Raw genomic sequence first — 25,630 nt, forward strand, 5'->3', positions numbered from 1 at the left:
AGGGTGGACGCAGCCTAGCAAGGCCAGGCTGCGTCCGTCACGGTGTGCCGTAATCAGCAGCAGCCGTGGTCGCCGTGGCGAGTGCCACTGTCGGCAGCCACCGGCGAACCGCTGGTCTCGCCGCGCAGGCTGGCGGCGTAGTGTTCGCTGATCACCTTGGACACGCAGGCGGTGACCTTCTTGCCCATCGGGATGTGCAGGAACTCGTTCGGGCCGTGCGCATTGGAGTGCGGGCCGAGCACGCCGGTGATCATGAACTGGGCGCCCGGGAATTTCTCGCCGAGCATGCCCATGAACGGGATCGAGCCGCCTTCGCCCATGTACATCGCCGGCTTGCCGAAGAAGGCTTGGCTGGCGTCGTCGATGGCCTGGGTCAGCCATGGCGCCATGGCCGGAGCGTTCCAGCCGGTAGAGGCTTTTTCAAGGTCCAGGGTGACCTGCGCGCCGTTCGGCGGGTCGCGCAGCAGCGCTTCCTTCAGCAGCTCGCCGCAGGTCTTGCCATCGGCGGTCGGCGGCAGGCGCAGCGACAGCTTCACCGAGGTCTGCGGGCGCAGCACGTTGCCAGCTGATTCCAGCGCCGGCATGCCACCGACACCGGTGACCGACAGCGCCGGGCGCCAGGTGCGGTTGAGCACCAGCTCGGTCAGGTCCTCGTTCATCGGGCGCAGGCCGTCGACCATCGGGAACTTCTCGAAGATCTCGGTATCGACCACTTCTGCGGCGCGCTTGGCCTGTTCCTGGCGCTCGGCCGGGATCTCGACGTTCATGCCGTCGATCAGGATGCGGCCGGTCTCCTGGTCCTCGATGCGCGACAGCAGCTGGCGCAGCAGGCGGAAGCTGGATGGGATCACGCCGGAGGCATCGCCGGAATGCACGCCTTCGTTGAGCACCTTCACAGTGAAGTTGCCGCCGGTCAGGCCGCGCAGCGAGGTGGTGCACCACAACTGGTCGTAGTTGGCGCAGCCCGAATCCAGGCAGACCACCAGCGACGGCTTGCCGATGCGGTCGGCCAGGTGGTCGACGTAGGCCGGCAGGTCGTAGCTGCCCGACTCTTCACAGGCTTCGATCAGCACCACGCAGCGGGCGTGCGGCAGGCCCTGGGCCTGCAGCGCCAGCACCGCGGCCAGCGAGCCGAAGATGGCGTAGCCGTCGTCCGCACCGCCGCGGCCATACAGCTTGTCGCCGCGCAGGACCGGGGTCCACGGGCCGAGGTCGTCGTCCCAGCCGGTCATTTCCGGCTGCTTGTCCAGGTGGCCGTAGAGCAGGATGGTGTCGTCGCCGGTTTCGGCGCCGGTAGCCGGAATTTCCAGGAAGATCAGCGGGGTACGGCCTTCCAGGCGCACCACTTCAACCTTCAGGCCGGGCAGCTGCTGGGCCTTGGCCCAGTTCTCCATCAGCGTCACCGCCTGTTCCATGTAGCCGTTCTGCACCCAATTGGCGTCGAACATCGGCGACTTGTTGGGAATGCGGATGTAGTCGACCAACTGCGGGACGATTTCGCTGTCCCACTTGTCATTGACGAATTGGCCGAGCTTGGCGCTGTCCATCTGAAACTCCGGTTGCATGGGCTGATCCAGCCATTCTACGCCTGTGCCACGGGTAGGGTTTTTCCTACAGCACGTCGGGTATTTGGCTGGCTTTTAGAAATCCAGGAAACCGATAGGCTGTGTGCATGTGGTGACGGACACTGTTCCTGCCGACGGGATTGCCGGTCGGGACAGCCAGAATCACAAGGAGATACACGTCTGCCTTGGAGTGTCGTGTTGAGGGCACTGGTGCTGGTCGTGTGGATCGCTGGGGCGCATGCCGCCGAACCGATCGACATCAACCGCGCCGATGCCCAGGCGCTGCAGCAGGGATTGACGATGGTCGGAGCCGCCAAGGCCGAGGCGATCGTCGAGCACCGGCGCAGACACGGCCCGTTTCATCGCGTCGAGGACCTGACGCAGGTGAAGGGGATAGGGAAAGCAATCGTCGAACGGAATCGACAGCGGATCACCGTAGGCAACAGGTTGTTGCCGGCGGATCCGGTACCCGGATCGGTACCGGTGCGGACCGTACCCAGGCGCTGACAGCAGGAATCGTCGGAACCGGCAGGAGGCTGGTTCACCGGTCACGGACAGGACGGCCGTGACCACCGACCGCCGCAGGATGCGGCACCAATCACCAGGATGGTGGCATCACAGACCTGTGGAAGGGGCTGAGATACAAACAGGACAGACGCGGCCGCGTGCAGGATGCAACGCTTCCCCCACAGCGCAGGATGCGAGGGGGCGGCAGCAGGCCGACAAGGACGTAACGATTGCCCGGTACGACACATGGCTGTGTCGCCGGGCAGTTTCATTTCCGGCGCCTGGTTTTGCCGCGGCCACCACGGGCCGATGGTGTACGGTGGCCGCTCCGCATGGAAAGGACACCCGCTGGATGCTCCCGCACCGCCCCACGACCCTGATGCTCGCCCTTGCACTGGCCCTGCCGCTGCTGGCCCACGCCGCTACGCCGACGTCGGCTGCCAAGCCTGCAGCTGCCGCAGCCAGCACCGCCGAAGTACGCGGACCGACCGACCTCAAGCCGGGCGAATACCTGTGGCATCCGGAAATCTCGCCGACCGGCCCGATCGTGCTGGTGGTCAGCCTCGATGAGCAGCGCGCCTACGTGTACCGCAACGGCATTGCCATCGGCCTGACCACGATCAGCTCGGGCAAGGCCGGGCACGAGACGCCGACCGGTGTGTTCACCATCCTGCAGAAGGACAAGGACCACAAGTCCAACCTCTACAACAGCGCGCCGATGCCGTACATGCAGCGGCTGACCTGGGACGGTATCGCCCTGCATGGCGGCAGCCTGCCCGGGCATCCGGCCTCGCATGGCTGCGTGCGCCTGCCGCAGGCCTTCGCGCAGAAGTTGTTCAGTGAAACCCAGCGCGGCGATACGGTGGTCGTGGCAGATGCCAAGAGCTCGCCGATGACCCTGGCCTATCCGTCGGTGCTGGCGCCGGTCAACGCGCGTGGGCAGGCCTTGCCGGAGACCGAGGGCGGCGCGCCGGCGCAGGCCTGGTGGGATGACAGCGCGGCGCCGGCCGGGCAGGTCGGCATCCTGGTCAGCCTGCACGACCAGCGCCTCTACATGCTGCGCGATGGCGTGATGATCGGCGAGTCGCCGCTCAAGGCCGACGCCCTGCCGGCGTTCCAGGGCACCACGCTGTTCGTGATGGGGCAGGGTTACAGCGACACCCCCAGCCCGCTGGACGTGAACCAGCGCCTGCACCAGTGGACGGCCTATCCGCTGCTGGGCCAGGACCGTGCCCGGGCCACGCCGGACCTGCTGGCCACGCCCTCGTTGCCGATGGCGCTGCCGGCCGATTTCGCCCGCCAGCTGTACCAGGTGCTGGTACCGGGCACGACCCTGCTGGTGACCTCGCTGCCGGCGGTCCGCCCAAGCCCGGCTGAATCCGGAATGCAGCCGGTCTTGGAATCCGAGCCGCAAGGGTCCACCCTCAAGGACAACTGAGTCCCCCTGTTGTGCCCATGACTGCATCCCGCCTGTGCCGGCTGGCCGCGTTCGGCCTGCTGGCGACCTCGGCCAGCGCCCCGGCGCTGGCACAGACGCCCGCCCTTGCCACCAGCGCCGATGATCTGGCTGCCCTGCTGTCGCGCAGTGCGCCCAAGGCTGACCGCCACGTGTTGGAGCTGGCGGCGCACGCCATGCGCTGTGCGTTGCAGCGTCCGGAGCTGGGCATCAATGGTGATCGCCTCAGCGTGATCGACTACTCGCGGCCGTCCACCGAGCCGCGCCTGTGGGTGTTCGACCTGGCCCACCAGCGCCTGCTGTTCGAGGAATGGGTGGCGCATGGCCGCAACAGCGGCGAGAACCGCACCGAGCACTTTTCCAACCGCGATGGCAGTTTCATGTCCAGTCTTGGCGCGTTCACCGCGCAGGAGACCTATATGGGCGGCAACGGTTATTCGCTGCGCCTGGCCGGGCTGGAACCGGGCTTCAACGACCGCGCGCGTGACCGGGCGATCGTCATCCATGGTGCGCCGTACGTGAACCCGGCCACCGCGCAGCTGCAGGGGCGGCTGGGCCGCAGCCTGGGTTGCCCGGCGGTGCGGCTGTCTGTGGCCAAGCCGCTGATCGATGCGTTGCGTGGCGGCACGATGGTGTTTGCCTACTACCCCGACCAGGACTGGCTGAAGCACTCGCAGCTCCTGGCCGGCGGATGCGGTGGCCAGGGCACGCTCGCCACGCGGTGATGCACGACGGCGCGCGGCATGATGCAATGCGCGGATGAACATCGACTCCCTGCTGCACACTCCGAGCCAGGTCATTTCCAGCCTGGACTATCGTCGCGAACGCTGGCGGAATGGACTTGGCTGGACCCGCGAGATCCTGCGCCTTCCTGCGCAGGGTGATGACTGGGCGCTGCGCCTGTCGGTGGCCGAGATCGAGCAGGACGCCGCGTTTTCTGCGTTTCCCGGCGTTGAGCGCGAACTGGTGCTGCTGCAGGGCAATGGCGTGCGCCTGCGCTTCGAGGATGGCCGCGTGGCGGAAGTGCTGCCGCCACACGGGCGGGTGCGCTTTGCCGGCGAGGAAACGCTGCACGGCGAACTGGTCGATGGCACCACACATGATTTCAACCTGATGTGGAAGCGCGAGCTGCTGCAGGCCGAACTGCTGCACCGACCGCTGGTGGGCGCGATGTTCTTCTTCTGCGAACCGGGCGTGGCCTGGGCACTGCATCTGCTGGCCGGTCAGGCGGAGTTCGGTGCAGACAGCGGCCTGCCGGCGCTGCAGGCGGGCGATACCGCGTGGTTGGCGGCGGGCGAGCGTCAGCGGCACGCGTTGCAGGGCGGTGGCGAGTTGTTGGCGATACGGGTCTGTGCAGCGGTGGGATGATTCCTGGGCGCCGGTGGGCCCCACGCCATGCGTGGATGCGGCGACCTCAATACACGTCGCGCCGGTAACGACCGGCCAGCAGTAGTGCTTCCTTGCCCGCAACACCCAGCACCTGCTCGATCACCGCATCAACCGCCGGGGCCATGCCCTGCAGGCTGCCGCAGACCAGGATCGTCGCGCCTTCATCCACCCACTGCCGCAGCGTTGCTGCTTCGGCCAGCAGCCGGTCCTGCACATAGCGCTGCGCGCCGCCGTCGCGGCTGAACACTGCATCCAACCGCGCCAGCGTCCCGTCGGCCAGCATTGCCTGCAGTTCTTCACCGAAGTGGAAGTCGTGCGCGGCGGTGCGCTCACCGAACAGCAGCCAGGTGCGGTGCGCGCCGCTGCGTACGCGTTCGTGCAGATGCGCGCGCAGGCCGGCGATTCCGGTGCCGTTGCCGATCAGCAGCAGCGGCACATCGGCGGGCACGCCATGGAAATTGTCGTTGCGGCGTAGGCGCAGTTGTACCGGTTCGCCAATGGCCGCGTGGTCGCACAGCCAGCCGCTGCCGATACCGGGTGTACCATCGGCGCGCAGCTGTCGGCGCAGCAGCAACTCCACTGCGCCGTCGGCCATCACCGAGGCGATCGAGTACTCGCGATGCGGCAGCGGTTGCAGGGTCGCCAGCAATGCGGGCAGATCACCCGGAGGAACCAATGAGGGCAGGTGTGAGCGCGCAACGCGTGCCAGCAACGTCTGCCCGTCATCAAGCGCGATGTCCGCATCGAAGCCTTGTGCGTCCAGCCAGGCACGCACGGTGTGCGGTGCATGCTGCGGGCCGATTTCGGCGATGTCACCGGCCTGCCACTGCGCATTTGCGTCGGCCGGGGGCTGCAGGCGCAACCAGTACACCGGGCCGCCGGGGCTGCCCGGGTTCAGATGCTCGCGTTGCAGCAGCGTCCACGACTGATAGTCGGCCGGACTCCAGTCGGGCAGTTCGCTGGCGCCACCGCCGAGCTGACCCAGCAACTGCTGCCAATGACGCAGCGCAGCCGGATCGGCGTTGTCGACTTCGATCGCATCGAACAGCGGATGCGCGCCGTGCCGACGCAGCCACTGGTCAAGCTTGTGGCCGAATCCGCAGAAGTGGCCATAGCTGCGGTCGCCCAGTGCGAGCACGCCGTAGTGCAGGTGCTGCAGCGAGGGCGGCGTGGCCATCACCCCGCGCAGGAAGGGCAGGGCATGGTCGGGCGGATCACCTTCGCCGGTGGTGCTGGCGATGAACAGCGCGCGCTGGCTGTCGGCCAGCAATGCGGCGTCGACCTCATGCAGCCCTCGCACGCGCACGGGCACGCCGGCACCGCGCAGGGCCTCGGCACTGCGTTCGGCCAGTTCGCGGGCAAAGCCGGTCTGGCTGGACCAGACCAGCAGAATGGGCGCGGTGTCTCCGGTTGCGGCATCGTCGCGCGGGCGCCCCCGCCACCACAGTGCAGCGCAGGCAAGCGCATACAGCACCGTGGCGAACACCGCGATCTGCGACTGCCGCGCAGGCGGCGCGCCCTGCCACCAAGCCTCGCCCAGATGCAGGCGGAGCAGCGCCCAGCCGATCAGCGCCAACAGAAGCAGGACCAGAGTGTTGCCAAGCCACGCACGCGACGAACGAGTGCTCATGCGCTCTGCTCGTCGAGCAGGCGCTGGAAGGCGCTGCTGAGACATTCCCGCGGGCCACCTGCTGCACGCTGCAGGTAGCGCGCGGCCAGTCCTTCGCGTTCGGCCAGTGCCATGCCCTGTTCGCGACCGAGCACGGTCAGTGCGGTAGCCCAGGCATCGGCATGCATGGCGTCGTCGGCCACCACCGTGACCGCCGCTGCAACCTGCCGCACCGGTCTGCCAGAGCGCGGGTCAAGGCTGTGACTGTAAACCTCGCCATCGGCCTGGTACTGGTGCCAGCGATCGCCGGATGTGGCCACGGCCTTGCCATCCAGTGCCAGCACCCGTGGCGGGGTATCGGTGTGCGCATCCTCTTCCGGTGCGGATTCCACCAGCACGCGCCACGGCTGGCCGTCCGGTTTTCTGCCGTAGCCGGCCAGTTCGCCACCCACCTCGATCAGCGCTGCAGCAATGCCTTGTCCACGCAACCAGGCGGCCACCTGATCGACGCCGAAGCCCTTGGCGATCGCAGAGAGATCCAGTTCCAGTCCACCCGGTTGCAGCAGCGCATCGTCCTGCCACTGCAGGCGCTGCCAACCGCAGCGGTCACGCGTGGCCTGCACGGTAGCGGCGTCGGGCTGGCGGCGTTCACCGGCATGTGCACCGAAGCCCCACAGTGCAACCAGCGGACCGATGGTGGGATCGAAGGCGCCGTCACTGGCGGCGGCGATGGCCTGTGCGCAGGCCAGGACGTGGCGGGTTTCGAACGGCAGCGCGCACCATTGCCCAGCGCCGGCGCGGTTGTAGCGACTCAGGTCCGAACCGGGCTCCCAGGTACTCATCTGCGCGACCACCTCGTCCAGCCGCGCCTGGATGCCAGCATGCAGCGGGTGCAGGTCGCGCTGGAGCGGCGCGACCAGCGACACGCTCCAGGTGGTGCCCATGGTGGTGCCACCGAGGCGGGCGATGTCGAGCAGGGGATCGGTCATGGTGGTGTGCTGCAGATGCGATGCCGGGGCTGCCCGGCATCGCGGTCCACGTCATTACTGCGGCAGCACTTCCAGCGTGGCAACGTAGCTCAGGCGGCGCTTGGCGGCCTGCTTCACCGACGTCTTGTTGTCCTCGGTGCCGGTTTCCAGCCAGTACATCCCGGCTTCCGGCCAGGTCACCTTGATCTCGCCCTTGGCGTCACTGGTGACCTTCAGCTCGTCCTGTGCGTTGCGGTAGCGGGTGGCACCACGCACGATCTCGAATTCCAGGCCGGCGGTGGGCTTGCCGTCGACCAGCACACGGAAGGTGGCTTCCTCGCCAGCGAACAGATCGTTCGGGTGGCCGACGGCGACCAGCTCGATGCCACGGTTGGTCGGCTTCAGCGCGGTGTCGTTCGGCGCACCGTTGGTGACGAAGGTCTCCACACGGCCGACCGACTGGCTCACTTCCAGCTTCTTCGCATCCTTCGGCAGTTCGCCGAAGGTGGCGACGCTGCCGCGCCAGCGCTTGCGCTCGCCGTTCTGCTCGTAGGTGGCGAACAGGCCGTCATTGACCGAGGCGATGCGGTAGGTGCCCGGCTGCTTCAATTCGATGTCGAACACGCTGCGGTACTTGCCGGTCGAAGCATTCTGCGGCTGCACGGTGCTGCCGTCCGGCGCGGTGATCACCAGCGATTCCAGGCGCAGCGGCACGTGGTTGAAGTAGAACAGATCGTTGGAGACCGCACCGTCGACGGTGATCCACGGCGCGTTGCCGGCGATCACGGTCTGCGAGGGCAGCAGCCAGGCCTTGTGGGCCAGGGCGGAGAAGGGAAGGGCAGCGGCCAGGGCGGCGGCGAGGACGAGCGTGCGCTTCATGCGGAAGACTCCAGTGGATGCGGGGTGATGCGACGAGGAGGAGGGAATTACGACTTAATCCCCTCCGTCCCCTTTTCAGGGTTTGACGGCGAGGGTGACCTGGCCCAGTTCGGTGGCGCCCTGCGCCTTGCCGTTCTGCGCGGCGGTGGCCGGCCAGGTGAAGGGGATCTTCAGCAGTTCACGGCCGCCGACTTCGCGCACCGCTTCCACCACCAGGGTGTAGTTGCCCGGGGCCAGCTGCTTCAGTGCCGGCTGCTTGTCGTTGAACGACAGCGCGTGCTTGCCGGCCGGGCGGGTCGGGCCGGTCACGCCGTCCACCGGCACCTGCAGGGTGCGCCCGCTCTTGCGCCACCACTGGCGCAGGTCGGGCAGCCACTTGGTGCCGTGGCCTTCGCTGTTGCTGGTCTGCTGGTACCAGACAGACAGGTTTGCTGCGACCTTCTGGTCGGCGCCTTCCAGCCACACTGCCACGTAAGGGCGGTGGTACTCGGCCACGTTGAGCTTGGGCACTTCGACGTTGATGTCGAGGGTGGTGGCATAGGCCGGCGAGGTGGCCAGCAGGCCGCTGAGGGCGATGGTCAGGGTGACGCGCATGGGGCGGCTCCGGAAACGAAGGAAAGTCAGTGGATCAGCAGCAGGGCGATCAGCAGCGGGATCATCAGGCCGAGGCCGACCAGCGGCCAGGTCATGCGCCGCTGCCGCGCATGCAGGTGCAGCAGGAACAGGCCGGTGATGCAGAACACCAGGCAGGCCACGGCAAACAGGTCCAGGAACCAGCCCCACGCCGGGCCCGCGTTGCGGCCCTTGTGCAGGTCGTTGAGGTAGGACACTGCACCACGGGAGGTCGATTCGTACTCCACTGCGCCGGTCTCACGATCGATGCTCAGCCAGGCGTCGCCACCGGGGCGCGGCAGCGACAGGTAGATCTCTTCGGGCGACCATTCGGCCGGGCGTCCGCCGATGGCGATCCCCAGCTGCGTGTCCAGCCATTGCCGGGCCGGGCGCGGAATCGGCGCGTTGCCGTCCTCGCGCGTGCCCAGCTGGCCCAGCAGCGCGGCCGGCAGTTCCAGATGCTGGTTCTGCACCTCGGGTTTGGCTTCGATCTTCGCGGCGTGGTTGAGGGTCAGGCCGGTCACCGCGAACAGCAGCATGCCGATCAGGCACACCGCCGAGCTGATCCAGTGCCACTGGTGCAGCGTCCGCAGCCAGAAGCCACGGTTCTGTTGCTGCTGCACGGTGGAAGAGGCAGGACGGCTCACGGCACGGTTCGAGGCGGAAAGGGACTGCCCATTACATCATTGATGAGAATAGCTCGCAATTGCGTGTCGTTCTGTATCCCTGGAGCAGGTCTGGCGGGTTGCCGGCCAGCGGCCGGCGCTACCGATCGGTAGATCCTCGCCATGCGTGGATGAAGCGGTGCCGACCAAGGTCGGCACCCACCAGGACAGGGCAATGCCGGCCAGTGGCCGGCACTGCCGGTGCGCGGCGATCAGAACTTCGCGTTGAGCGAGATCCAGTAGCTGCGGCGCTGGTCCTTGGTTGCGTAGTCGTCCACGCAGCTGAACTCACTGGGATTGAGCAGCAGGCACGACTGCGAAACGAAGTCCTTGTCGAACAGGTTGTTGACCCGTGCGTTGACCGTCAGCCACGGCGTGGCCTTCCAGCTGCCGCCCAGGTGGAAGATCGTGTAGTCCTCGTAATAGCGCACGTGGCGGGTGCCGGCACTGTCGATGAGGGTGTCGCGATAGCGGTCGTAGCGACCTTCGCCGATCAGCGACAGGCTGATCGCTTCGTTGATCTGCCAGTTGAGGCTGGCGTTGGCCATGTGCTTTGCCGGTGTGGTGCCTGCGATCGGGCGCCCCTTGTCGGGGCCGCTGGTCTGCTCGCTCTTGGTCCAGGTGTAGTTGCCGCGCAGCTGCAGGGTGTCGAGCAGGTCGACATGACCGGCCAGCTCGGCACCGCGGGTCTCGGCCTTGTCGATGTTCACGCTCTGGGTGAAGGTGCTGTAGCCCAGCGCGGCCCAACCCGGACCGATGTCCACGCAGTAACCGCTGCCGGCCGGCGCCACTTCGCAGTTCGGGAACGTGCCGCCGCTGGCGATCTTGTCTTCGAACGTGTTGAAGAAGCCGGTGACATTGAAGCCCCAGCGCTGGCCTTCGTAGTAGGCGGCCAACTCGTAGTTGGTGCTGGTTTCAGGCTTGAGGTTCGGCGAGCCCACCAACGGCAGCACGCCCTGGCCACCGAAGCCGGTGATGCCCGGGAACAGCTGGTCCGGACGCGGGGTCTTGTAGCCGGTGCTGACGCCGCCCTTGAAGGTCCACGCATCGCTGGCGTTCCACACCAGGTAGCCACGCGGACTGAGATGGCTGCCGAACACGTTGTGGTCGTCATAACGCAGACCAACGGTAGCGGTGAGGGTATCGGTCAGCGCCCAGTTGTCCTCGGCGAACAGGGCCCACATGCGGTGTTTCTGCTTGGTGTTGCTGCGATAACCGGCGCCATCCATGCCGAACACGCCGTCGATCATGTCGGTGTCGTTGTACTGGCCGCCAACGGTCAGCTTGTGCGCGCCGAAGTCGAGGTCGAGCATCGTGTCGAGCACGTAGCCTTCCAGTTCCATGGTGCGCAGCGGACGCGGCAGGAACGCCTGCAGGCGCGCCATCTCGCTCGGGTTGAGCGCGGCCAGGGCATTACCACGGCCGGCCGCGCAGTTGTTGGCGGCACCAGTGCGGCGACAGACGTCGTTCCACAGGGTCTGCAGGTTGGCGCGTTCGTCCAGGGTCAGCGGCAGCGAGCGGCCCAGGTTGCTGCTCTTGCTGTGGGTCAGCGAGGTCTGCCAGGTACCGAAGCTGTAGCGGCCCTGGTGGGTCAGCGACAGCTGATCACGCTCGTAGCGCTGGTAGGCGGTGTAGCCCACGCGCGGCTGCACCACGCGGCGGGTGACGGTGCCGCTGCCGGTCGGGTTGGGGATGACCGCATTGCCGACGCGCCATAGGCTGGCCAGGCTGTCCAGCGTGCCGGTCTGGCCTTCGCTGTTGTCGTACTTCTGCCGCGACACGTCGTAGTCCAACCACAGTTCGTGATCGTCGTTGACGCGGAAGTCCAGGCGTACGCCGGTGTTCCAGTTGGTGTTGGCCACCGACTTGCCACCGCCACCGAAGCCGATGCTGCGCTCCCAGAGGCTGCCGTCGGGCAGGGTCAGTGCATCCCACTCCGGGTTCGATGCCTTGGCATCGTAGTAGCTGCCGCGCACTGCCAGGCTGAGGCGGTCCTTCAGCAGTGGGCCGCTCAGGTAAAGGTCGGTGGTGCGCGCATCACCGAACTGGTCGTCCTGCTGCACGGTGAAGCCCTGGGTGAGCGCGCCGTGCCAGCTGTCCTGGTTGCGACGGGTGATGATGTTGATGACGCCGCCCATCGCGTCCGAGCCGTACAGGGTGGACATCGGGCCGCGCACGACTTCGATGCGTTCGATCGCATCCAGCGGCGGCAGGTAGGCGAACTGGCCGCCACCGAAGTTGTTCGGGTACAGCTGGCCGACATTGCTCTGGCGACGGCCATCGATCAGTACCAGGGTGTATTCGGACGGCAGGCCGCGCATGGAGATGGTGGCGCGACCGTTCTTGTCGGTGGCCTCCAGGCCGACGTCGATGCCTTCGACGTCGCGCAGCGCGTCGACCAGGTTGGTGTAGGGGCGCTTGCTGAGTTCCTCTCGGCTGACCACGCTGATGCTGGCCGGTGCATCGACCACCTTCTGCTCGAAGCCGGAGGCGGTGACCACCACCTTGTCCAGCGTCTGTGGCGCGCCGGAAGCGTCACCGTGGGCGAAGGCAGGGGCGATCATGGCGGCCAGCACGGCGCTGGTCAGCAGGGTACGGGACAGGGACGAACGGACACGATGGCGCTGGGCCATGGCAGTTACCTCGAAGGACGCAGGGCGCGATGCCACGCGCGAACGGCGCGGCATGCACGGTGAGGCCCGGTCAGGGGCGGCTGGGATGAAGCAGGCAGCGGCGCGCGGGCGCGACCGCGCAGGCGGTCACGTCGGGCCGTGGATCAGGCGAGCGGCGGCGCCTGGCCGCGTTGCTGGCGGCGCCCGGGCGCATCGGCCCAGGGCGTGTCCGGAGTGGCCAGCGGCCAGTCCGGGCGCGCGCCGGGCATGGCCGGCGTGGCGGGTACGAGGTCCAGTTCAGTGCGCAGCCATTGGCTGGCCAGCAGCAGGGGCGGGCGTGCCTTCTCGGCCGATTTCACCGGAGCGGAGGAGCAGCGGCGCAGCTTGGCCGGTGCCTCTTCCTGCAGGGGGGCTTCGCCACCGCGCTCTTCCAGCGGCATCTGCACGGCCATTCCGGCCTGCCCGTGTGGCAGCAGCGGCAGGGTGCCCAGCAGCAAGGCCAGCATCGCCACCCACGCCAGCAGGCTGGCCAGCGCAGGACGCTGGCCGCGCATGGCGGCGCCCATCTTGCGATGGATGAGTGGGCGAGGGCGAAGCGGGCGCAGCAAGCAGGGGTCCCCAGGGGTCTGCCGGCAGCGGCCGGCATCAACGGGGCGTGATTGTAATGAGAGCTGTTAGCTGTTGCAAATGAGAATGATTGCCAAAACGTCTCAGGCTGGCCGAATGGGGCTCAGACCTCGCTCCAGCGCCGCAGCAGGTTGTGGTACACGCCGGTCAGCTGCAGCACCGCCTCGGCGTCGCCGCCGGTCTGCCGCAGGCGCTCGATCGAGCCGTCCATTTCCCACAGCAGGCGGCGCTGCACATCGTCGCGGACCATGCTTTGCACCCAGAAGAACGAGGCCACGCGCGCGCCGGCGGTGACGGGGCGCACCTGGTGCAGGCTGCTGGACGGGTAGACGATCAGGTCGCCGGCGGGCAGCTTCACTTCGTGCTCGCCGTAGGTGTCGCTGATGATAAGTTCGCCGCCCTCGTACTCGTCCGGCGCCGACAGGAACAGGGTGCAGGAAATGTCCGAACGCAGCTGTTCGCCGTTGGCCAGGTTCATCACCGCGCCATCGACATGGAAGCCATAGGTGCCGCCACCGCTGTAGCGGTTGAAGCGTGGCGGCAGGTATTTCAGTGGCAGCGCGGCGCTGAAGAACAGCGGGTGCCGGGCCAACGCGACGAGGATGATCTCGCCCAGTTCGCGGCGCAGCGGTGAGGCTTCGGGCAGTTGCTGGTTGTGCTTGGCCTGCGCGCCCAGATGGCCGACCGTTTCGCGGCCATCGGTCCAGTCGGCGGCATCGAGGCGGCGGCGAAAGTCGGCCACCTGGTCGGCGCTGAGAATATCGGGGATGTGCAGCAGCATGCGGGACTCCTCAGAGGGACGGCGGCGCGACCAGGGCGCGCACCTGTGGATGCGGCGATGCGGCCAGCTCCGGCACGATGTGTGCCATGAATGTCGGGCTGCCATTGGCCAGCGCCAGCTGCAGCCAGTGCACGGCCTGCTCGACCTGGCCGGCCTGCAGCAGGATCGAGGCGTAGTTGGCCTGGCCGCGGAAATCACCGGCCTCGGCCGCGCGCTGGTACCAGGCCAGCGCTGCCTGCGGATCGGGTGCGGTATCCAGCCCGTCTTCGAGGTGGCGGGCCAGCAGGTTCATCGATTTGGCATGGCCCAGGTGTGCGGCACGGGTGTACAGGGCCAGTGCCTGTGCGCGGTCCTGGGTCACGCCGCGGCCGGTGGCCAGCAGGTTGGCCAGGTTGTACAGGCCCCAGTCCAGCCCGGTGTCGGCCGCGCGCCGGTACCACACTGCGGCGAGTGTCGGGTCGGGCGCGGTGCCCTGGCCCAGTTCGTGGCAGCGGCCCAGCATGTTCATCGCCATCGGCGCGCCGTTGTTGGCGGCGGTTTCGTACCAGAGCCGTGCCGCCGAGGCGTCCTGTGCGGTGCCTTTGCCTTCCATGTGCATCTGCGCGAGCAGCAGTTGTGCCTCGACCTGTCCGGCCTGCGCAGCGTCGCGCACGCGCGCGAAGGCAGCCTGCGGGTCGTGCTGCAGCAGCTCGGCCAGAGCATCGCTGTCGATGGGGGTACGGGTTGCCATGGGGTGAGTATCGCCGGAAACAAAAACGGCGGCAGGAGCGCCTGCCGCCGTGGTGGAGCGCAGTTACATCAGAACTTCACGTTCAGTGCCAAGGTAGCCGAGCGACCCGGGGCGATGCTCGCGTAGTGCGAGGCATAGGCCTTGGTGAAGTAGGTCTTGTCGGTCAGGTTCTGCACGTTGAGTTGCAGGCTGATGTTGTCCTGGATCGCGTAGCTGGCCATCGCGTCGAAGCGGGTGTAGCTGGCGATCCACTTGGTGTTGGCGACGTCACCGTACTGCTTGTCCGAGTAGAACGCACCGGCGCCGAGGGTCAGGCCGATCGGGAAGCGGTAGGTGGTCCACAGGTTGGCGCTGTGCTTGGCGGTGTTCGGGAACACATTGCCGTTGTTCGGCGACGGCACGTAGATACCGCTCGGGCAGGTGCGGCCGGAGACGGCGCAGACGAAACCGTTGTCCTTCAGTTCCGAATCCAGGTAGGTGTAGCCGCCGTACAGGCTCCAGGCATCGGTCAGCTGGCCGGTGAAGCCCAGCTCGAAGCCGTTGATTTCCTTCTTGCCCGCGTTCTGGCTGGTGCCGTTGTCGATGGTCACGCGTGCGTTGTTCATCACGGTGTGGAAGATCGCCGCGGTCAGGTTCAGGCGGTTGTCCAGCAGGTCCCACTTGGTGCCGAGTTCGAGGTTCTTCGTATCCTGCGGCTTGAGGTCGGCCACGGCGGCGCTCAGGCCGTCCGAACCGTCGCCACCATCCATGCCCGGCGGGGTCGAAGAGGTGCCCCACGACAGGTAGATGCTGCCGTTGGCGGCCGGCTTGAACACCACGCCGGCCTGGTAGTTCAGGAAGTCGTTGCTGTTGCGCACGCGGGTCGGTGCTGCACCGGCCACCGGGGTGGTCAGGGTGGTGCGGAAGTCGTCGTAGCGCAGGCCAAGGTTGACCATCCACTGCTCATTGAGCTCGATGGTGTCGAACACATAAGCAGAGGTGGTCTTGGTGCGCTGCTCGACATCCAGTGCCTTGTCGCTGCGGTATACCGAATGGGTGGCCGCCCACGGATCGCGCGGGTTCGGATTGGCGAAATCGGTGCAGTTATAGCCGGTGGCTGCGCCGGTGGTCGGGCACTTGCTGTTGCCGGTGAGCGGGTTGCTCGTGCCCGGGGTCATCAGGTAGCTGCCACGGGTCATCTTCTCGTCGCTGTACTCCACGCCCGCGCTGTAGCTGTGCTTGAGCGCACCGGTCTGGAAGGCACCGGTCAGGCCCAGCTGGTCGGCGAAGCTCTTGACGTCGACGGCGCGGCTGTTGGTGCGGCGCCACAAGGTGCCGTAATTGTTCGGGTTGCCCTGGCTGTCGTCCGGCTGGGTCCACAGGTAGTCGTTGCTGGTGTTGCCCAGGCGCGCGATGTTGCGCAGCTTGTGGCCGCCGAAATCGTAGCTGGCGTCCAGGGTGCTGATGTCGGCGCGGGTGCGCTGGAAGTCACGGTCGACCAGACCGTAGTAGTTGTTGCGGTCCGGCACCATCGGGCGGCCGTCGACCCACTTCGAGGCCGGCGCACCGTTCGGATTGCCGTACGGGAAACCACCCGCGTCCGGCAGGTCATCGCTCTGCATGTGGTAGTGGCTGGCGATCAGCTGCGCCGGGCCGTTCAGGCCGAACGCGATCGATGGCGCGATGCCCCAACGGCTGACATTGGCAGCGTCGCGGCCGGCGATGTCCGACTCGTGCTTCATCAGGTTCAGGCGGGCCGCGATGCCATCGCCCAGCACGTAGTTGGCGTCCACGGTGCCGCGCGCGTAGCTGTCGGTGCCGATGCCCATGCTGGCACTGGTCTCGTTCTTCAGCTTCGGCGTCTTGCTCACCAGGTTCAGGCTGCCACCACCGGAGTCACGGCCACCGTAGGCCGAGCTCGGGCCCTTGACCACTTCTACCTGCTCCAGGTCGAAGATCTCGCGGGTCTGCGAGCCGACGTCGCGCAGGCCGTCGACGAAGACGTTGCTCTGCGAATCGAAGCCACGGATGAACGGGCGGTCGCCGGTCGGGTTGCCGCCTTCGCCGGCACCGAAGGTGATACCCGGGACCATGCGCAGCGCATCCTGCAGGTTGGTCGCACCGGTTTCGGCGATCAGCTTTTCCGACACGATCGATACCGACTTCGGGGTGTCCAGCAGCTCGGCGGTGAACTTCGGCGAGGACGGATTGAACCAGCTGCCGCGCACCTGCACCTTGTCCAGCTCGGTGGCGTTGCGGGAGCCGGCGTCGGCGCTGTCGGCGGCCTGTGCGACCAGCGGTGCGAAACCGGCGGCCAGGGTGGCGGTAGCGAGCAGGGAAACGCGCGGGGCGTGCTTGCGGGACGTGATGTGGGTCATGGCGGTGGGTAGTGGCGTGGATCGGGAAAGGGCGAGGGCCGAAGCGCAGGCAGCGCGTCGACACGTGGAGGGCTTCTTCTGTAGAGCCGAGCCGATGCTCGGCTGGCAGGAAACGCAATCAGGCGCACGGCAACGGCCGCAGAGCGCCTCAGCTGGCGTGCGGTGCGGGCGGCGCGTGGCCGGGGTTCAACCGCAGTGCGGGATCGTGCAGCTGCCAGCGCAGGGCGTCGGAGCGCCACAACGGGATATACGCGACCAGGGCGGCACGCGGGGGAGCCCGTCCGGTGCAGGGCGTGGTGCCCTCGCTATCCAGCGGCGGCTCTGGTGCGGGCGCGGCATGGTGCGGGCACTCGTCCACCGGCGGTGCCGGCATCGGCATGACCTGCTGCAGATCTTCAGCGTGTGCCTGCCAGCCGTGTGCGGCCGGATCGCTGGCACGCCCTTCGTGCAAGGCCGACCAGCCCAGCAGCAGCGTCAGCAGCGCGGCCACGAGCAGCGGCCACCCTTGACGGGCGAGCTGGCGCAGCGTGGCGGTGGGCGCGGGCGAAGCCATGGCGCGGAGGCGGAGTCGTTACGAAGATGTTACGTAGAATAACATCAACGATAATGATTCGCATATGCGCAATCCGGCAGGGGGGCTGGATGGTCCGGAAGGGCCCCGGAAGGCCCCTCAGTGCACTCCAGTAGGTCCACCCCATGGGTGGATGCTCTCTCGCGGTGCGCCCCGTGGGTGATTCCTCCGGGCGGAGCGCCGCCTCAATCCCGGTCGTCGCGGGTCCAGACAGCGTCGTGGTCGCGCTTCACCGGAAACTTGGGCACAGGGCTGTAGGCCGGGGCACACAGGGCGCGGCCGTCTCGCACGTCGAAGCGCGCCCCATGCAGCACGCACTCCACGCTGCCTTCGGTCGTGTTGAACTCGCCCGAGGACAGCTCAAACTCCTCATGCGTGCACTGGTCTTCCAGGGCATACAGCTCGCCATCGAGGTTGAACACCACGATCGGTGTGCCGGTCACATCGTCGAAGACGCTCTTCATTTCACCCGGCAGCAGCTCGCTGCCGGCACAGACAAAGGTCCAGGCCTCGCTCACGCGGCGGCTCCGGCCAGCGGCTTTTCCAGGATCTCGAAGCGCAGGTCGTCGCGCTTGGGAATGCCGAAGCGTTCGTCGCCATACGGGAACGGCTTCTTGATGCCGGTGCGCTGGTAGCCGCGGCGTTCATAGAAGGCGATCAGCTCGTCGCGCACGTCGATCACCGTCATCTGCATCACCGGCACGCTCCATTCGCGCGCGGCATGCGCTTCGGCCGCCTCCATCATCTGCTTGCCGACACCGCCGCCCTGTTGGGCCGGGTCGACCGAGAACATGCCGAAGTAGCCCTTGCCATCGACATCGGCAACGTGGGCGCAGGCCACCAGCTGGTTCCCGCGCTCGGCCAGCAGGATGGTGGAGCGCGGGCGGTCCAGGTCAGCCTGGATGCCTTCGGCGTCGATGCGGGCGCCGTCCAGCAGGTCGGCTTCGGTGGTCCAGCCGACGCGGCTGGCATCGCCGCGGTAGGCCGAGGTGACGAGGGTGATCAGGGCGGGGATGTCGGCCGACGTGGCGGCGCGGAAGGTCAGGGTACTCATGAGCACATTCTAGGTGGAGCAGGGAAGGGCGCGGGAGGCTTCTGGTTGACGTGACTTTGCCGAGTGTGGCCAATACGTGGACTTGACGCCATCTTCATTATTCGTTCATATCTGTGGCCAGCACCCGCCCACCGTGAAGCAACGCGTGGCTGTCTGCCGGCGTGGGTGCCGCCTGGTCGAAGGCCAACTGCCGTTCGGCGCGGGTGGGGCACACAGGGACGTCGATCCAGGGAGGATCTGCATGCAGTCTGGCCTCATTTCATATCCGCGCGCCGTAATGGCTGCCAAGGGTCTTCTTCTCGGTGTCGTTGCCCTGTGCGTGCTGGCACCGGTCGGCGTTTCCGCCCAGATCGTTCCCACCTGGCGGCAGGAGTACGACAAGCGACTGAAGTACGGGGACCTTGTCGAACCGCTGAAGGGCGAGATCTTCGGCGAGCAGGTCAATCTCTATGACGGCTCGATCAGTTTCAAGGCCACGGATATTTCGATTCCGGGCAACGGTGGGCTCGCGATATCGCTCAGCCGCAGTTACGGGGATATCAGCGGCAGTGCAAATGACAAGGAATATGGAAACTGGGATCTCGACATCCCATCGCTTTCAGGCATCTACGGAGACCAGCCCGAAACCGCGATCGGCGGGCATTGGACGCCAAGTGCCCGTTGCTCGACAGTTTCCGCACCCCCGTCGCTGGATGTCTGGAATTACAAGCAAACCCAGACCATCAGTTTTGCTCCGTACACCTATTGGGAGGGGGTGAGGCTTTCATTGCCGGGTGGAGGCGGTGAAACCGTCCTGGCGGGCAGCGGGGACGCGCGCCAGCCAACGCCCCAGGTTGGCACGCCGACGCCCTGGAACACAAAAGGGGGATGGTTCTTCTCCTGCCTCAGTGCACTCAAGAGCGGCCAGCCGGGCGAGGGTTTCCTGGGCCACGCGCCAGACGGAACCAAGTACTACTTCGACTGGATGGTGGCGCGCGAAAACGAGTCTGCCGTTCTCCAGCCCTACGACACCATCACCCATGCCACGCTGAAACGGAAAAAGGTCTTCCTTTATCCATCACAGGTTGTCGATCGTTTCGGCAACTGGGTCCGCTACGAATGGAGCGGCGGGCGGCTGGATCGAATCGTTGCCAACGATGGGCGCAGCATCAGCCTTGCCTATGACTCCCTGGGCCGTATCGCAACGGCGACGGCAGCGGGTCGAACCTGGACCTATGGCTACACCCCGGCGGGTGCGTTGCAGTCGGTGACGCTGCCGGACGGGACGGCGTGGAGCTACAACCTGCCGCCTGTCAATGTGACGAAGAAGTACCAGGAATACACCGGGCAGGACGTTTGGGCCTATATGGAGGTCCCGGCTCTTTGCGCGAAGACGAACAAGATTGTGCAGACCGAGGTTGCAGCCTCCATCACGCACCCATCAGGCGCGGTAGGAACCTTCGTGTTCCGACCCTTCCGGCATGGCCGCAAGAATGTTCCGTTCAACTGCCAGACTTCCGGCGACGACCAGTTGCTGGCCGACGGATGGAATCTCACGCCTATCTATCGGGACGCGATGTCGCTGGTGACAAAGCGGATAAGTGGCCCAGGGATGCCCACGGCGGAGTGGAGCTATCAGTACACCAATCTGGGGTGGGAGTACGACAGGAGAGTCGACCAAGCTGGGTGGCCGGCGATCCCGGTGGGGCAGGCAGAGCCCAAGATAACGATTGAAACCCTGCCGGATGGCACGATCCGGACATACGAATTCGGAAAGGAAGTTGGCTATAACGACGGTCTGCTGCTGTCGACGACAACCAGCTCTGGTGGCGCGGTGGTTCGATCCGAGCGCAGTAACTACTACCCGGACGCGCAGCTTGCCAGCGCACCGTTCCCGCGCGAGGCGGGTCGGAATCTCAAGTACGGGGCCACGGAGCTGGGAGAGCATCTGAACCGCCCAGTGCAGAGCACGATCATCAATCAGGACGGCGTGCAGTTCACCCGTACGGTGCAGGCCTTTGATGCCTTCGTCCGCGAAGTTTCCGTCGTCGAAGCGAATTCCGCTGGACAGAGTCGCACCAGCAGTACCAGCTACTACGACAATCCCGCGCTATGGGTGAACGGCCAGACGGCGCGCAGTGTGCTCAACGGCATCGAGCAGTCCCGCACCGAATTCGATACGGCCAAAGCGCTGCCGCTGCGCGCCTACGCATTTGGCCGCCTGGCCCAGCAGGTGACCTACGCAGCCGACGGCACGGTTGCATCGGTGGCCGATGGCCGTGGAAATACCAGCCATCTGTCGGGATGGAAGCGTGGTGTTCCGCAGCAGCTCCGCCTGCCGGCCACGCCCGAAGCGCCCAATGGTGCAGTGCGCACGGTTGTCGTCGACGACAACGGTTGGATCACCTCGCTGACCGACGAAACCGGCGCAACCACCAGCTTCAGCTACGACAGCATGGGCAGGCTGCGCAGCCTGCAGTTCCCTGGCGGCGACAGCGTGAACTGGAATGGCGTAACCATGGACCTGCAGCGCCTGGGTGGCGCGCAACTGGGCGTGCCCGCCGGGGCATGGAAGCACTCCCGCACGCAGGGCGGACGGCGCACCGATACCTACCTGGATGCGATGTTCCGTCCGGTGCTGGTAACCGAAAACGCCAACAACGTGCTGGACAGTGCCGTGGTCACCCGCTACGACACCAGCGGCAAGACCGTGTTTGCCTCGTATCCCACGCGGCAGCTCTCCGATATCAATGCCGCCCTGGCCGGCACCACGACGCAGTACGACGCGTTGGGCCGCCCCACCGTGGTCAGTCAATCGTCCGAGCTGGGGGCACTGGTTACCCGCACCGAGTACGTGGGCAACCTGTCGGTGAAAGTGACCAACCCGCGCGGCCAGGCGACGACGACACGTCACCTTGCCTACGACCAGCCCAGCTACGAGATGCCGCTGACGCTGCAGCACCCGGAAGGCGTGGTGACCGAGATCCAGCGAGACACGTTGGGCAAGCCGCTGGCGATCACCCGCCGCAGTGCAGACGGCAGCCAGTCGCTGACCCGCCGCTACGTCTATGACGGCTACCAGCAGCTGTGCAAGACCATCGAACCGGAAACCGGCGCGACCGTGCAGGATTACGACGCGGCAGGCAACGTGCTGTGGTCGGCGGCCGGCACGGGTTTGACCAGCACCACCGACTGCAACCGCAGTGAAGCGCTGGCCAGTGGACGTGCGGTGAAGCGTAGTTACGACGCCGCCAACCGCTTGTCGACCCTGATCTTCCCGGATGGGCGCGGAAATCAGAACTGGTCCTACGCACCTGATGGTCTGCCTGCCGAGATCAGTACGCAGAACGATCCGGCCCGGCCGATGGTCGTCAACCGCTACCAGTACAACCGCCGCCGCCTGCTCAGCGGCGAAACCCTGCAGCATCCGGATCTGGGAAGCCTGAGCCTGGCCTATGGCTACGATGCCAACGGCACACTGGCCAGCAATACCTATCCGGGTGGGCGTGTCGTCAGCTACGCGCCGGATGCACTGGGTCGGGCGACGACGGTCGGCGGCTATGCAAAGGAGGCCAGTTACTTCGCCAACGGCGCGTTGGCCCGCTTCGTCTATGGCAACGGGATCGTGCACACGTTGACCCAGAATGCCCGAGGGCTGCCCGACCGCAGCCGCGATGCCACCGCAGCGGCCGCAGTGCTGGATGACAGCTACGACTACGATGCCGGCGGCAACGTGATGGCCATTTCCGATGGCCTGCCCGGGGCGCCCGGCAACCGGGACATGACCTATGACGGCCTGGACCGGTTGCGGACGGTCACTGCGCCGGGCTTCGGCAACGCGTTGTATGAGTACGACGCGCTGGACAACCTGCGCCGTGCCAAGGTCGGCAGTCGCGATCGTACGCACTACTTCGATCCGACCATTCGGCTGGTCAACGTGATCGAAACCGGAACCGGGGCGACCGTGACCGGTCTTGGCTATGACGTGCAGGGCAATCTTTCGGTGCGCAATGGCCAGGCTTTCACGTTTGACTACGGCAACCGGCTGCGCGCGGCGGGGACGGCAGAGAGCTACGAGTACGACGCCCACGGTCGCCGGGTGAAGGCCGGGGCCAGTGGCAAGGGGGCAATCTACTCGTTCTACGACAACGGCGGCGTGCTGCGATTCCAGCGTAACGAACGCACCGGCAAGCAGACCGACTATCTCTATCTGTCAGGCAGTCTGGTTTCCCAGGTGCATGGTGAAGCCGCACCCAGCGTTCCCGCGCTGAGTGCGCCGGGCTACATCACCCAGGGCAGCGTGAACCTGACCTGGAGCCCGGCCGGTGGTGCCAACCGCTATGAGTTGCAGCGTGCCCTTGCAGGCACCTGGAGTACGGTCTTCGATGGCGCGGCGCAATCGTTCACCAGCACCGGTCTGGTCACGGGAACCTATCAGTTCCGCGTGCGCGGTTGCAGGACGGTGTGCGGCGGATGGAGCAATGTCGCATCAGTGGCCGTGGCATTGGCGCCATCCACCGTACCGACCTTGAACCTGCCTGCCACGGCCTTCAATGGCAGTTACAGCGTGGCATGGTCTGCGGCCTCCGGTGCCGAGCGCTATGAGCTGGAGGAAAGCGCCAATGGCGGCGCATGGGCTCAGGTGCACAACGCCATCGGTCAGTCCAAGGCCTTCAGTGGCAAGGCAGCGGGAAGCTACAACTACCGGGTTCGCGCATGTAACCCGGTGGGGTGCACGGGATACAGCGCCACGGCTGCGGTGACGGTGGTGTATCCGCCTGCCACTGCGCCAGGTCTCTCTGCGCCGGCACGCTCTGCGCCGGGCAGTATCGGCATTGGCTGGAACGGGGTGGCTGGTGCCACGCGTTACACCTTGCAGGAGAGCAGTAATGGTGGCGGATGGGTCACGCTGTTCGACGGCAACGCGGGTTCCTATGCCACCGCTGCACGCGGTGTGGGCAACTATGGCTATCGGGTTGCCGCCTGCAATGGCGCGGGCTGCGGACCGTGGTCGGCTACGTCGACGGTAGCGGTGATCGGGCCGCCGACGATCGAGCCGGTGATCAGCGCGCCGGGCCTGGTGAACGTACCGCAGTACAGCCTGAGCTGGTCGGTGCCGGCCAACAGCGAGAGCTTCGTGCTGGAGGAGAGTGCCAACGGTGGTGGCTGGACGGTAGTGCATAACGGCGGCGGGAACAGCTTTGGTGCCAGCCGTGGCAAGGGCAGCTACGCCTATCGTGTAAGGGCGTGCAACTTCGCTGGGTGCAGTCCGTACTCCGGAGTCGTGACTGTTGCGGTGGTGTTGCCGCCGGGGGCGACGAGCCTTTATCTGGCAGAGTGGCTGACGACACGCAGACCGCCTTATCAGGTCCAGTGTTCTGCCGGGTGGAGCCCGGTGGCAGATGCAACGGAGTATCAGCTCGAAAGCGGTGGCGGTGGCCAGCGTCTGTACACGGGCCCCCTGACCTACGTGAACGACAGTGGCGGGACATACTGCGCGCATGAGTATCGCGTGCGTGCCTGCAACGCAGGTGGTTGCTCACCGTGGTCGGCCGAACGGCCGGTCACCCGCGGCGTACTGAGCTGGGACTAAGTCATGAACGGACTCTCTTCGCTGTTGATTCGGGCGGTACTCGCGGTGGTGGTGCTGGCGGCCTGTGTGGCGCCAGCGACCGCCCAGGAGGTGGTCGAGTACATCCACACTGATGCACTGGGTTCACCGGTGGCGATCACCGATGCTGGTGGAAATGTCATCGAGCGTACGGTGTATGAGCCGTATGGGGCGTTGGTCAACCGGCCGTTGAAGGATGGGCCGGGATATACGGGGCATGTGACGGATTCGGGGACCGGGCTGAGTTATATGCAGCAGCGGTATTACGACTCGGGGCTGGGTGTGTTTCTTAGTGTGGACCCAATTTCTGCATCGAGCTCAATGTTTGGACGCTACTTCTACGGTAACAATAGTCCCTACAGATTTGTGGACCCGGACGGGCGTGCGTCTGAAGAGAAAAGCCAGAGGAGATCCGCAGTGGTGGGAAGCAAAATAAAGAATGGGATGGTCGCTCCAGGGAGCCGTATGGGAACTCTGGGAGCTGCGAATGCTGCATCAGGTTCGAATGGAAGCTATGGGCGAGAGCCGCGGGCATCCGATCCTGAATGGACCCGAGATCCTAAAGTAAAGGGGCAGATGGAGAGCGCTTGGAATGATTCGAACCCGTTCGCCCCGGCCGTTCGCAGAGGGGAGTCTGGGTCTCTGAAGCGAGAGAACGGCGGATGGATCGTCCAGTTTGTGGGAGAGGAAGGCCATGAGTTGGTAAGGTCGCCCGCGGGAACCAGGGACAGAATGTCAATGGAGTCCACTAGAAAGCCTTCTGAATTCGAATGCGGATGTATAGTAAAGGGGTATTTTCATACGCATCCAAATACAAGGGCAGAGGGTTATTTCCCTGGTACAAACGGGTATGACTACGACTATCAATTACAGCAGGGAGTCCCCGGTATGATTCGGGGGCATGAGGGTTATGAGTTCATCCCTATTCCGGGAGGTCGCTAATGATAATTTATAGGCTGACGCTTGGTTCAATGCTGTGCCTTGTCGCAACTGCGGGTTGTTCGGCGCGAGAGGTAAAGGAGGGCGGGCATGTTGATGCATGTATGTCGGTAATAGCTGACTACGTGAAGACCTCGCGGGGGTGGGGCAGAGATCTCTACGACATTGTTCCTGAGGGTAAGGAGGGGCCGCTTCGGGGATATGCAGTAATGCATCGTGACGACAAGGGCAGGTTGCCCTCAGAAGAGCTTAAATCATTTCACGTCGATTTGGATTCGAGCTGCAAGGCTGTCGTCGCTGAACTGGGTTATCAGTGATAAAGGGTGTTCTCGCGAGAGTTGTTCGTGCCCGTCGGTATGGGGTGGTAATTAAAGTTGAATGAAGCTCGCATTCTCCTTCCGGTAGGGGCTAAGTGACAGTCATTATTGAGAGCTATCCTGTCTGCTCTACCTTCATTCTAGGTGCCATGTGGGTAAACGCATTTGCGGCTCACAGGATGTTACTGAAAATCGAGCGTGAACGGCCGGAAGTACTTGCTGCAGTCGGAATCATCAAGGTTGATTGGTGGCTAAGGTGCTTGCGCGGTATTGCGGTGCTTGCCCTTACTTCCAAAGGGCAGACGCTCCATCAGGGGGAACGGTGGGTGTTGAGGGGCGTCGTGATGATGTACGTTTTCTTGATTGCCTCCGGGGTATCCATGCTTGTTGGCATGTAGAAGA

Annotated in this window: 21 protein-coding genes; 7 read left to right on the forward strand and 14 right to left on the reverse strand. The window is 65.6% G+C overall.

Annotated elements, in window-relative coordinates; translation table 11 throughout:
- Positions 1 to 53: 53 nt before the first annotated feature.
- On the reverse strand, positions 54 to 1,547 hold the full coding sequence (locus FQS62_RS05285) for a M20 family metallopeptidase (RefSeq protein ID WP_049447554.1): 1,494 nt from the start codon (positions 1,545 to 1,547) through the stop codon (positions 54 to 56).
- A gap of 198 nt (positions 1,548 to 1,745) precedes the next feature.
- Here FQS62_RS05285 and FQS62_RS05290 point away from each other — a divergent pair, with 198 nt between their 5' ends.
- The 4 genes from FQS62_RS05290 to FQS62_RS05305 all read left to right on the forward strand — a co-directional run bounded on the left by FQS62_RS05290 (position 1,746) and on the right by FQS62_RS05305 (position 4,896).
- The gene (locus FQS62_RS05290) at positions 1,746 to 2,072 is read left to right on the forward strand and encodes a ComEA family DNA-binding protein (protein WP_012510302.1); all 327 of its coding nucleotides are present in this window, start codon (positions 1,746 to 1,748) and stop codon (positions 2,070 to 2,072) included.
- A gap of 352 nt (positions 2,073 to 2,424) precedes the next feature.
- A complete protein-coding gene (locus tag FQS62_RS05295) occupies positions 2,425 to 3,510 on the forward strand; it encodes a L,D-transpeptidase (RefSeq protein ID WP_208043931.1) in 1,086 nt (361 codons plus the stop codon).
- A 17-nt stretch (positions 3,511 to 3,527) separates the two neighbouring features.
- Positions 3,528 to 4,253 carry a murein L,D-transpeptidase catalytic domain family protein gene (locus FQS62_RS05300; RefSeq protein ID WP_208043932.1) on the forward strand — a complete coding sequence of 242 codons (726 nt, stop codon included), beginning with the start codon at positions 3,528 to 3,530 and terminating at the stop codon, positions 4,251 to 4,253.
- Positions 4,254 to 4,287: 34 nt separating this feature from the next.
- A complete protein-coding gene (locus FQS62_RS05305) occupies positions 4,288 to 4,896 on the forward strand; it encodes a HutD/Ves family protein (protein ID WP_208043933.1) in 609 nt (202 codons plus the stop codon).
- A 46-nt stretch (positions 4,897 to 4,942) separates the two neighbouring features.
- Here FQS62_RS05305 and FQS62_RS05310 read toward each other — a convergent pair whose 3' ends face one another.
- The 13 genes from FQS62_RS05310 to FQS62_RS05370 form a co-directional block, all read right to left on the reverse strand.
- The gene (locus FQS62_RS05310) at positions 4,943 to 6,547 is read right to left on the reverse strand and encodes a sulfite reductase subunit alpha (RefSeq protein ID WP_208043934.1); all 1,605 of its coding nucleotides are present in this window, start codon (positions 6,545 to 6,547) and stop codon (positions 4,943 to 4,945) included.
- Positions 6,544 to 7,515 (reverse strand): FAD:protein FMN transferase, encoded by a 972-nt coding sequence (locus FQS62_RS05315; RefSeq protein ID WP_049447547.1) that lies wholly within the window; start codon positions 7,513 to 7,515, stop codon positions 6,544 to 6,546. The genes FQS62_RS05310 and FQS62_RS05315 overlap by 4 nt, the downstream gene beginning before the upstream one ends.
- Before the next feature lie 54 nt (positions 7,516 to 7,569).
- The gene (locus tag FQS62_RS05320) at positions 7,570 to 8,373 is read right to left on the reverse strand and encodes a DUF4198 domain-containing protein (protein WP_057502957.1); all 804 of its coding nucleotides are present in this window, start codon (positions 8,371 to 8,373) and stop codon (positions 7,570 to 7,572) included.
- 75 nt (positions 8,374 to 8,448) lie between these two features.
- Positions 8,449 to 8,967, reverse strand: a complete 519-nt coding sequence (locus FQS62_RS05325) for a DUF2271 domain-containing protein (protein WP_004147429.1) — start codon at positions 8,965 to 8,967, stop codon at positions 8,449 to 8,451.
- A 26-nt stretch (positions 8,968 to 8,993) separates the two neighbouring features.
- Positions 8,994 to 9,632, reverse strand: a complete 639-nt coding sequence (locus FQS62_RS05330) for a PepSY-associated TM helix domain-containing protein (RefSeq protein ID WP_005408421.1) — start codon at positions 9,630 to 9,632, stop codon at positions 8,994 to 8,996.
- Positions 9,633 to 9,862: 230 nt separating this feature from the next.
- The gene (locus FQS62_RS05335) at positions 9,863 to 12,283 is read right to left on the reverse strand and encodes a TonB-dependent receptor domain-containing protein (protein WP_208043935.1); all 2,421 of its coding nucleotides are present in this window, start codon (positions 12,281 to 12,283) and stop codon (positions 9,863 to 9,865) included.
- 143 nt (positions 12,284 to 12,426) lie between these two features.
- On the reverse strand, positions 12,427 to 12,828 hold the full coding sequence (locus tag FQS62_RS05340) for a hypothetical protein (RefSeq protein ID WP_208043936.1): 402 nt from the start codon (positions 12,826 to 12,828) through the stop codon (positions 12,427 to 12,429).
- A 164-nt stretch (positions 12,829 to 12,992) separates the two neighbouring features.
- Positions 12,993 to 13,670, reverse strand: a complete 678-nt coding sequence (locus FQS62_RS05345; RefSeq protein WP_012510312.1) for a Fe2+-dependent dioxygenase — start codon at positions 13,668 to 13,670, stop codon at positions 12,993 to 12,995.
- 10 nt (positions 13,671 to 13,680) lie between these two features.
- On the reverse strand, positions 13,681 to 14,400 hold the full coding sequence (locus FQS62_RS05350; RefSeq protein WP_099590123.1) for a tetratricopeptide repeat protein: 720 nt from the start codon (positions 14,398 to 14,400) through the stop codon (positions 13,681 to 13,683).
- Between the two features lie 68 nt (positions 14,401 to 14,468).
- The gene (locus tag FQS62_RS05355) at positions 14,469 to 16,757 is read right to left on the reverse strand and encodes a TonB-dependent receptor (protein ID WP_049447539.1); all 2,289 of its coding nucleotides are present in this window, start codon (positions 16,755 to 16,757) and stop codon (positions 14,469 to 14,471) included.
- A 148-nt stretch (positions 16,758 to 16,905) separates the two neighbouring features.
- Positions 16,906 to 17,310 carry a hypothetical protein gene (locus tag FQS62_RS05360; protein ID WP_208043937.1) on the reverse strand — a complete coding sequence of 135 codons (405 nt, stop codon included), beginning with the start codon at positions 17,308 to 17,310 and terminating at the stop codon, positions 16,906 to 16,908.
- 203 nt (positions 17,311 to 17,513) lie between these two features.
- Entirely contained in the window at positions 17,514 to 17,846 is a 333-nt protein-coding gene (locus FQS62_RS05365; RefSeq protein WP_208043938.1) for a non-heme iron oxygenase ferredoxin subunit, read from the reverse strand.
- Positions 17,843 to 18,382 carry a GNAT family N-acetyltransferase gene (locus FQS62_RS05370; protein ID WP_208043939.1) on the reverse strand — a complete coding sequence of 180 codons (540 nt, stop codon included), beginning with the start codon at positions 18,380 to 18,382 and terminating at the stop codon, positions 17,843 to 17,845. The genes FQS62_RS05365 and FQS62_RS05370 overlap by 4 nt, the downstream gene beginning before the upstream one ends.
- Before the next feature lie 241 nt (positions 18,383 to 18,623).
- Between FQS62_RS05370 and FQS62_RS05375 the strand changes: the two genes are divergently transcribed.
- The 3 genes from FQS62_RS05375 to FQS62_RS05385 are packed head-to-tail and all read left to right on the forward strand — an operon-like array spanning position 18,624 to position 25,228.
- Positions 18,624 to 23,954 carry an RHS repeat domain-containing protein gene (locus tag FQS62_RS05375; RefSeq protein ID WP_226053649.1) on the forward strand — a complete coding sequence of 1,777 codons (5,331 nt, stop codon included), beginning with the start codon at positions 18,624 to 18,626 and terminating at the stop codon, positions 23,952 to 23,954.
- Positions 23,955 to 23,957: 3 nt separating this feature from the next.
- The gene (locus FQS62_RS05380; protein WP_208043941.1) at positions 23,958 to 24,914 is read left to right on the forward strand and encodes an RHS repeat domain-containing protein; all 957 of its coding nucleotides are present in this window, start codon (positions 23,958 to 23,960) and stop codon (positions 24,912 to 24,914) included.
- Complete coding sequence (locus FQS62_RS05385) at positions 24,914 to 25,228, forward strand: hypothetical protein (protein ID WP_125437793.1); 315 nt, start codon at positions 24,914 to 24,916, stop codon at positions 25,226 to 25,228. The genes FQS62_RS05380 and FQS62_RS05385 overlap by 1 nt, the downstream gene beginning before the upstream one ends.
- Positions 25,229 to 25,630: the final 402 nt, after the last annotated feature.

This window comes from Stenotrophomonas sp. SBJS02 (assembly GCF_020428325.2).
Taxonomy (GTDB): Bacteria; Pseudomonadota; Gammaproteobacteria; order Xanthomonadales; family Xanthomonadaceae; genus Stenotrophomonas; species Stenotrophomonas africana.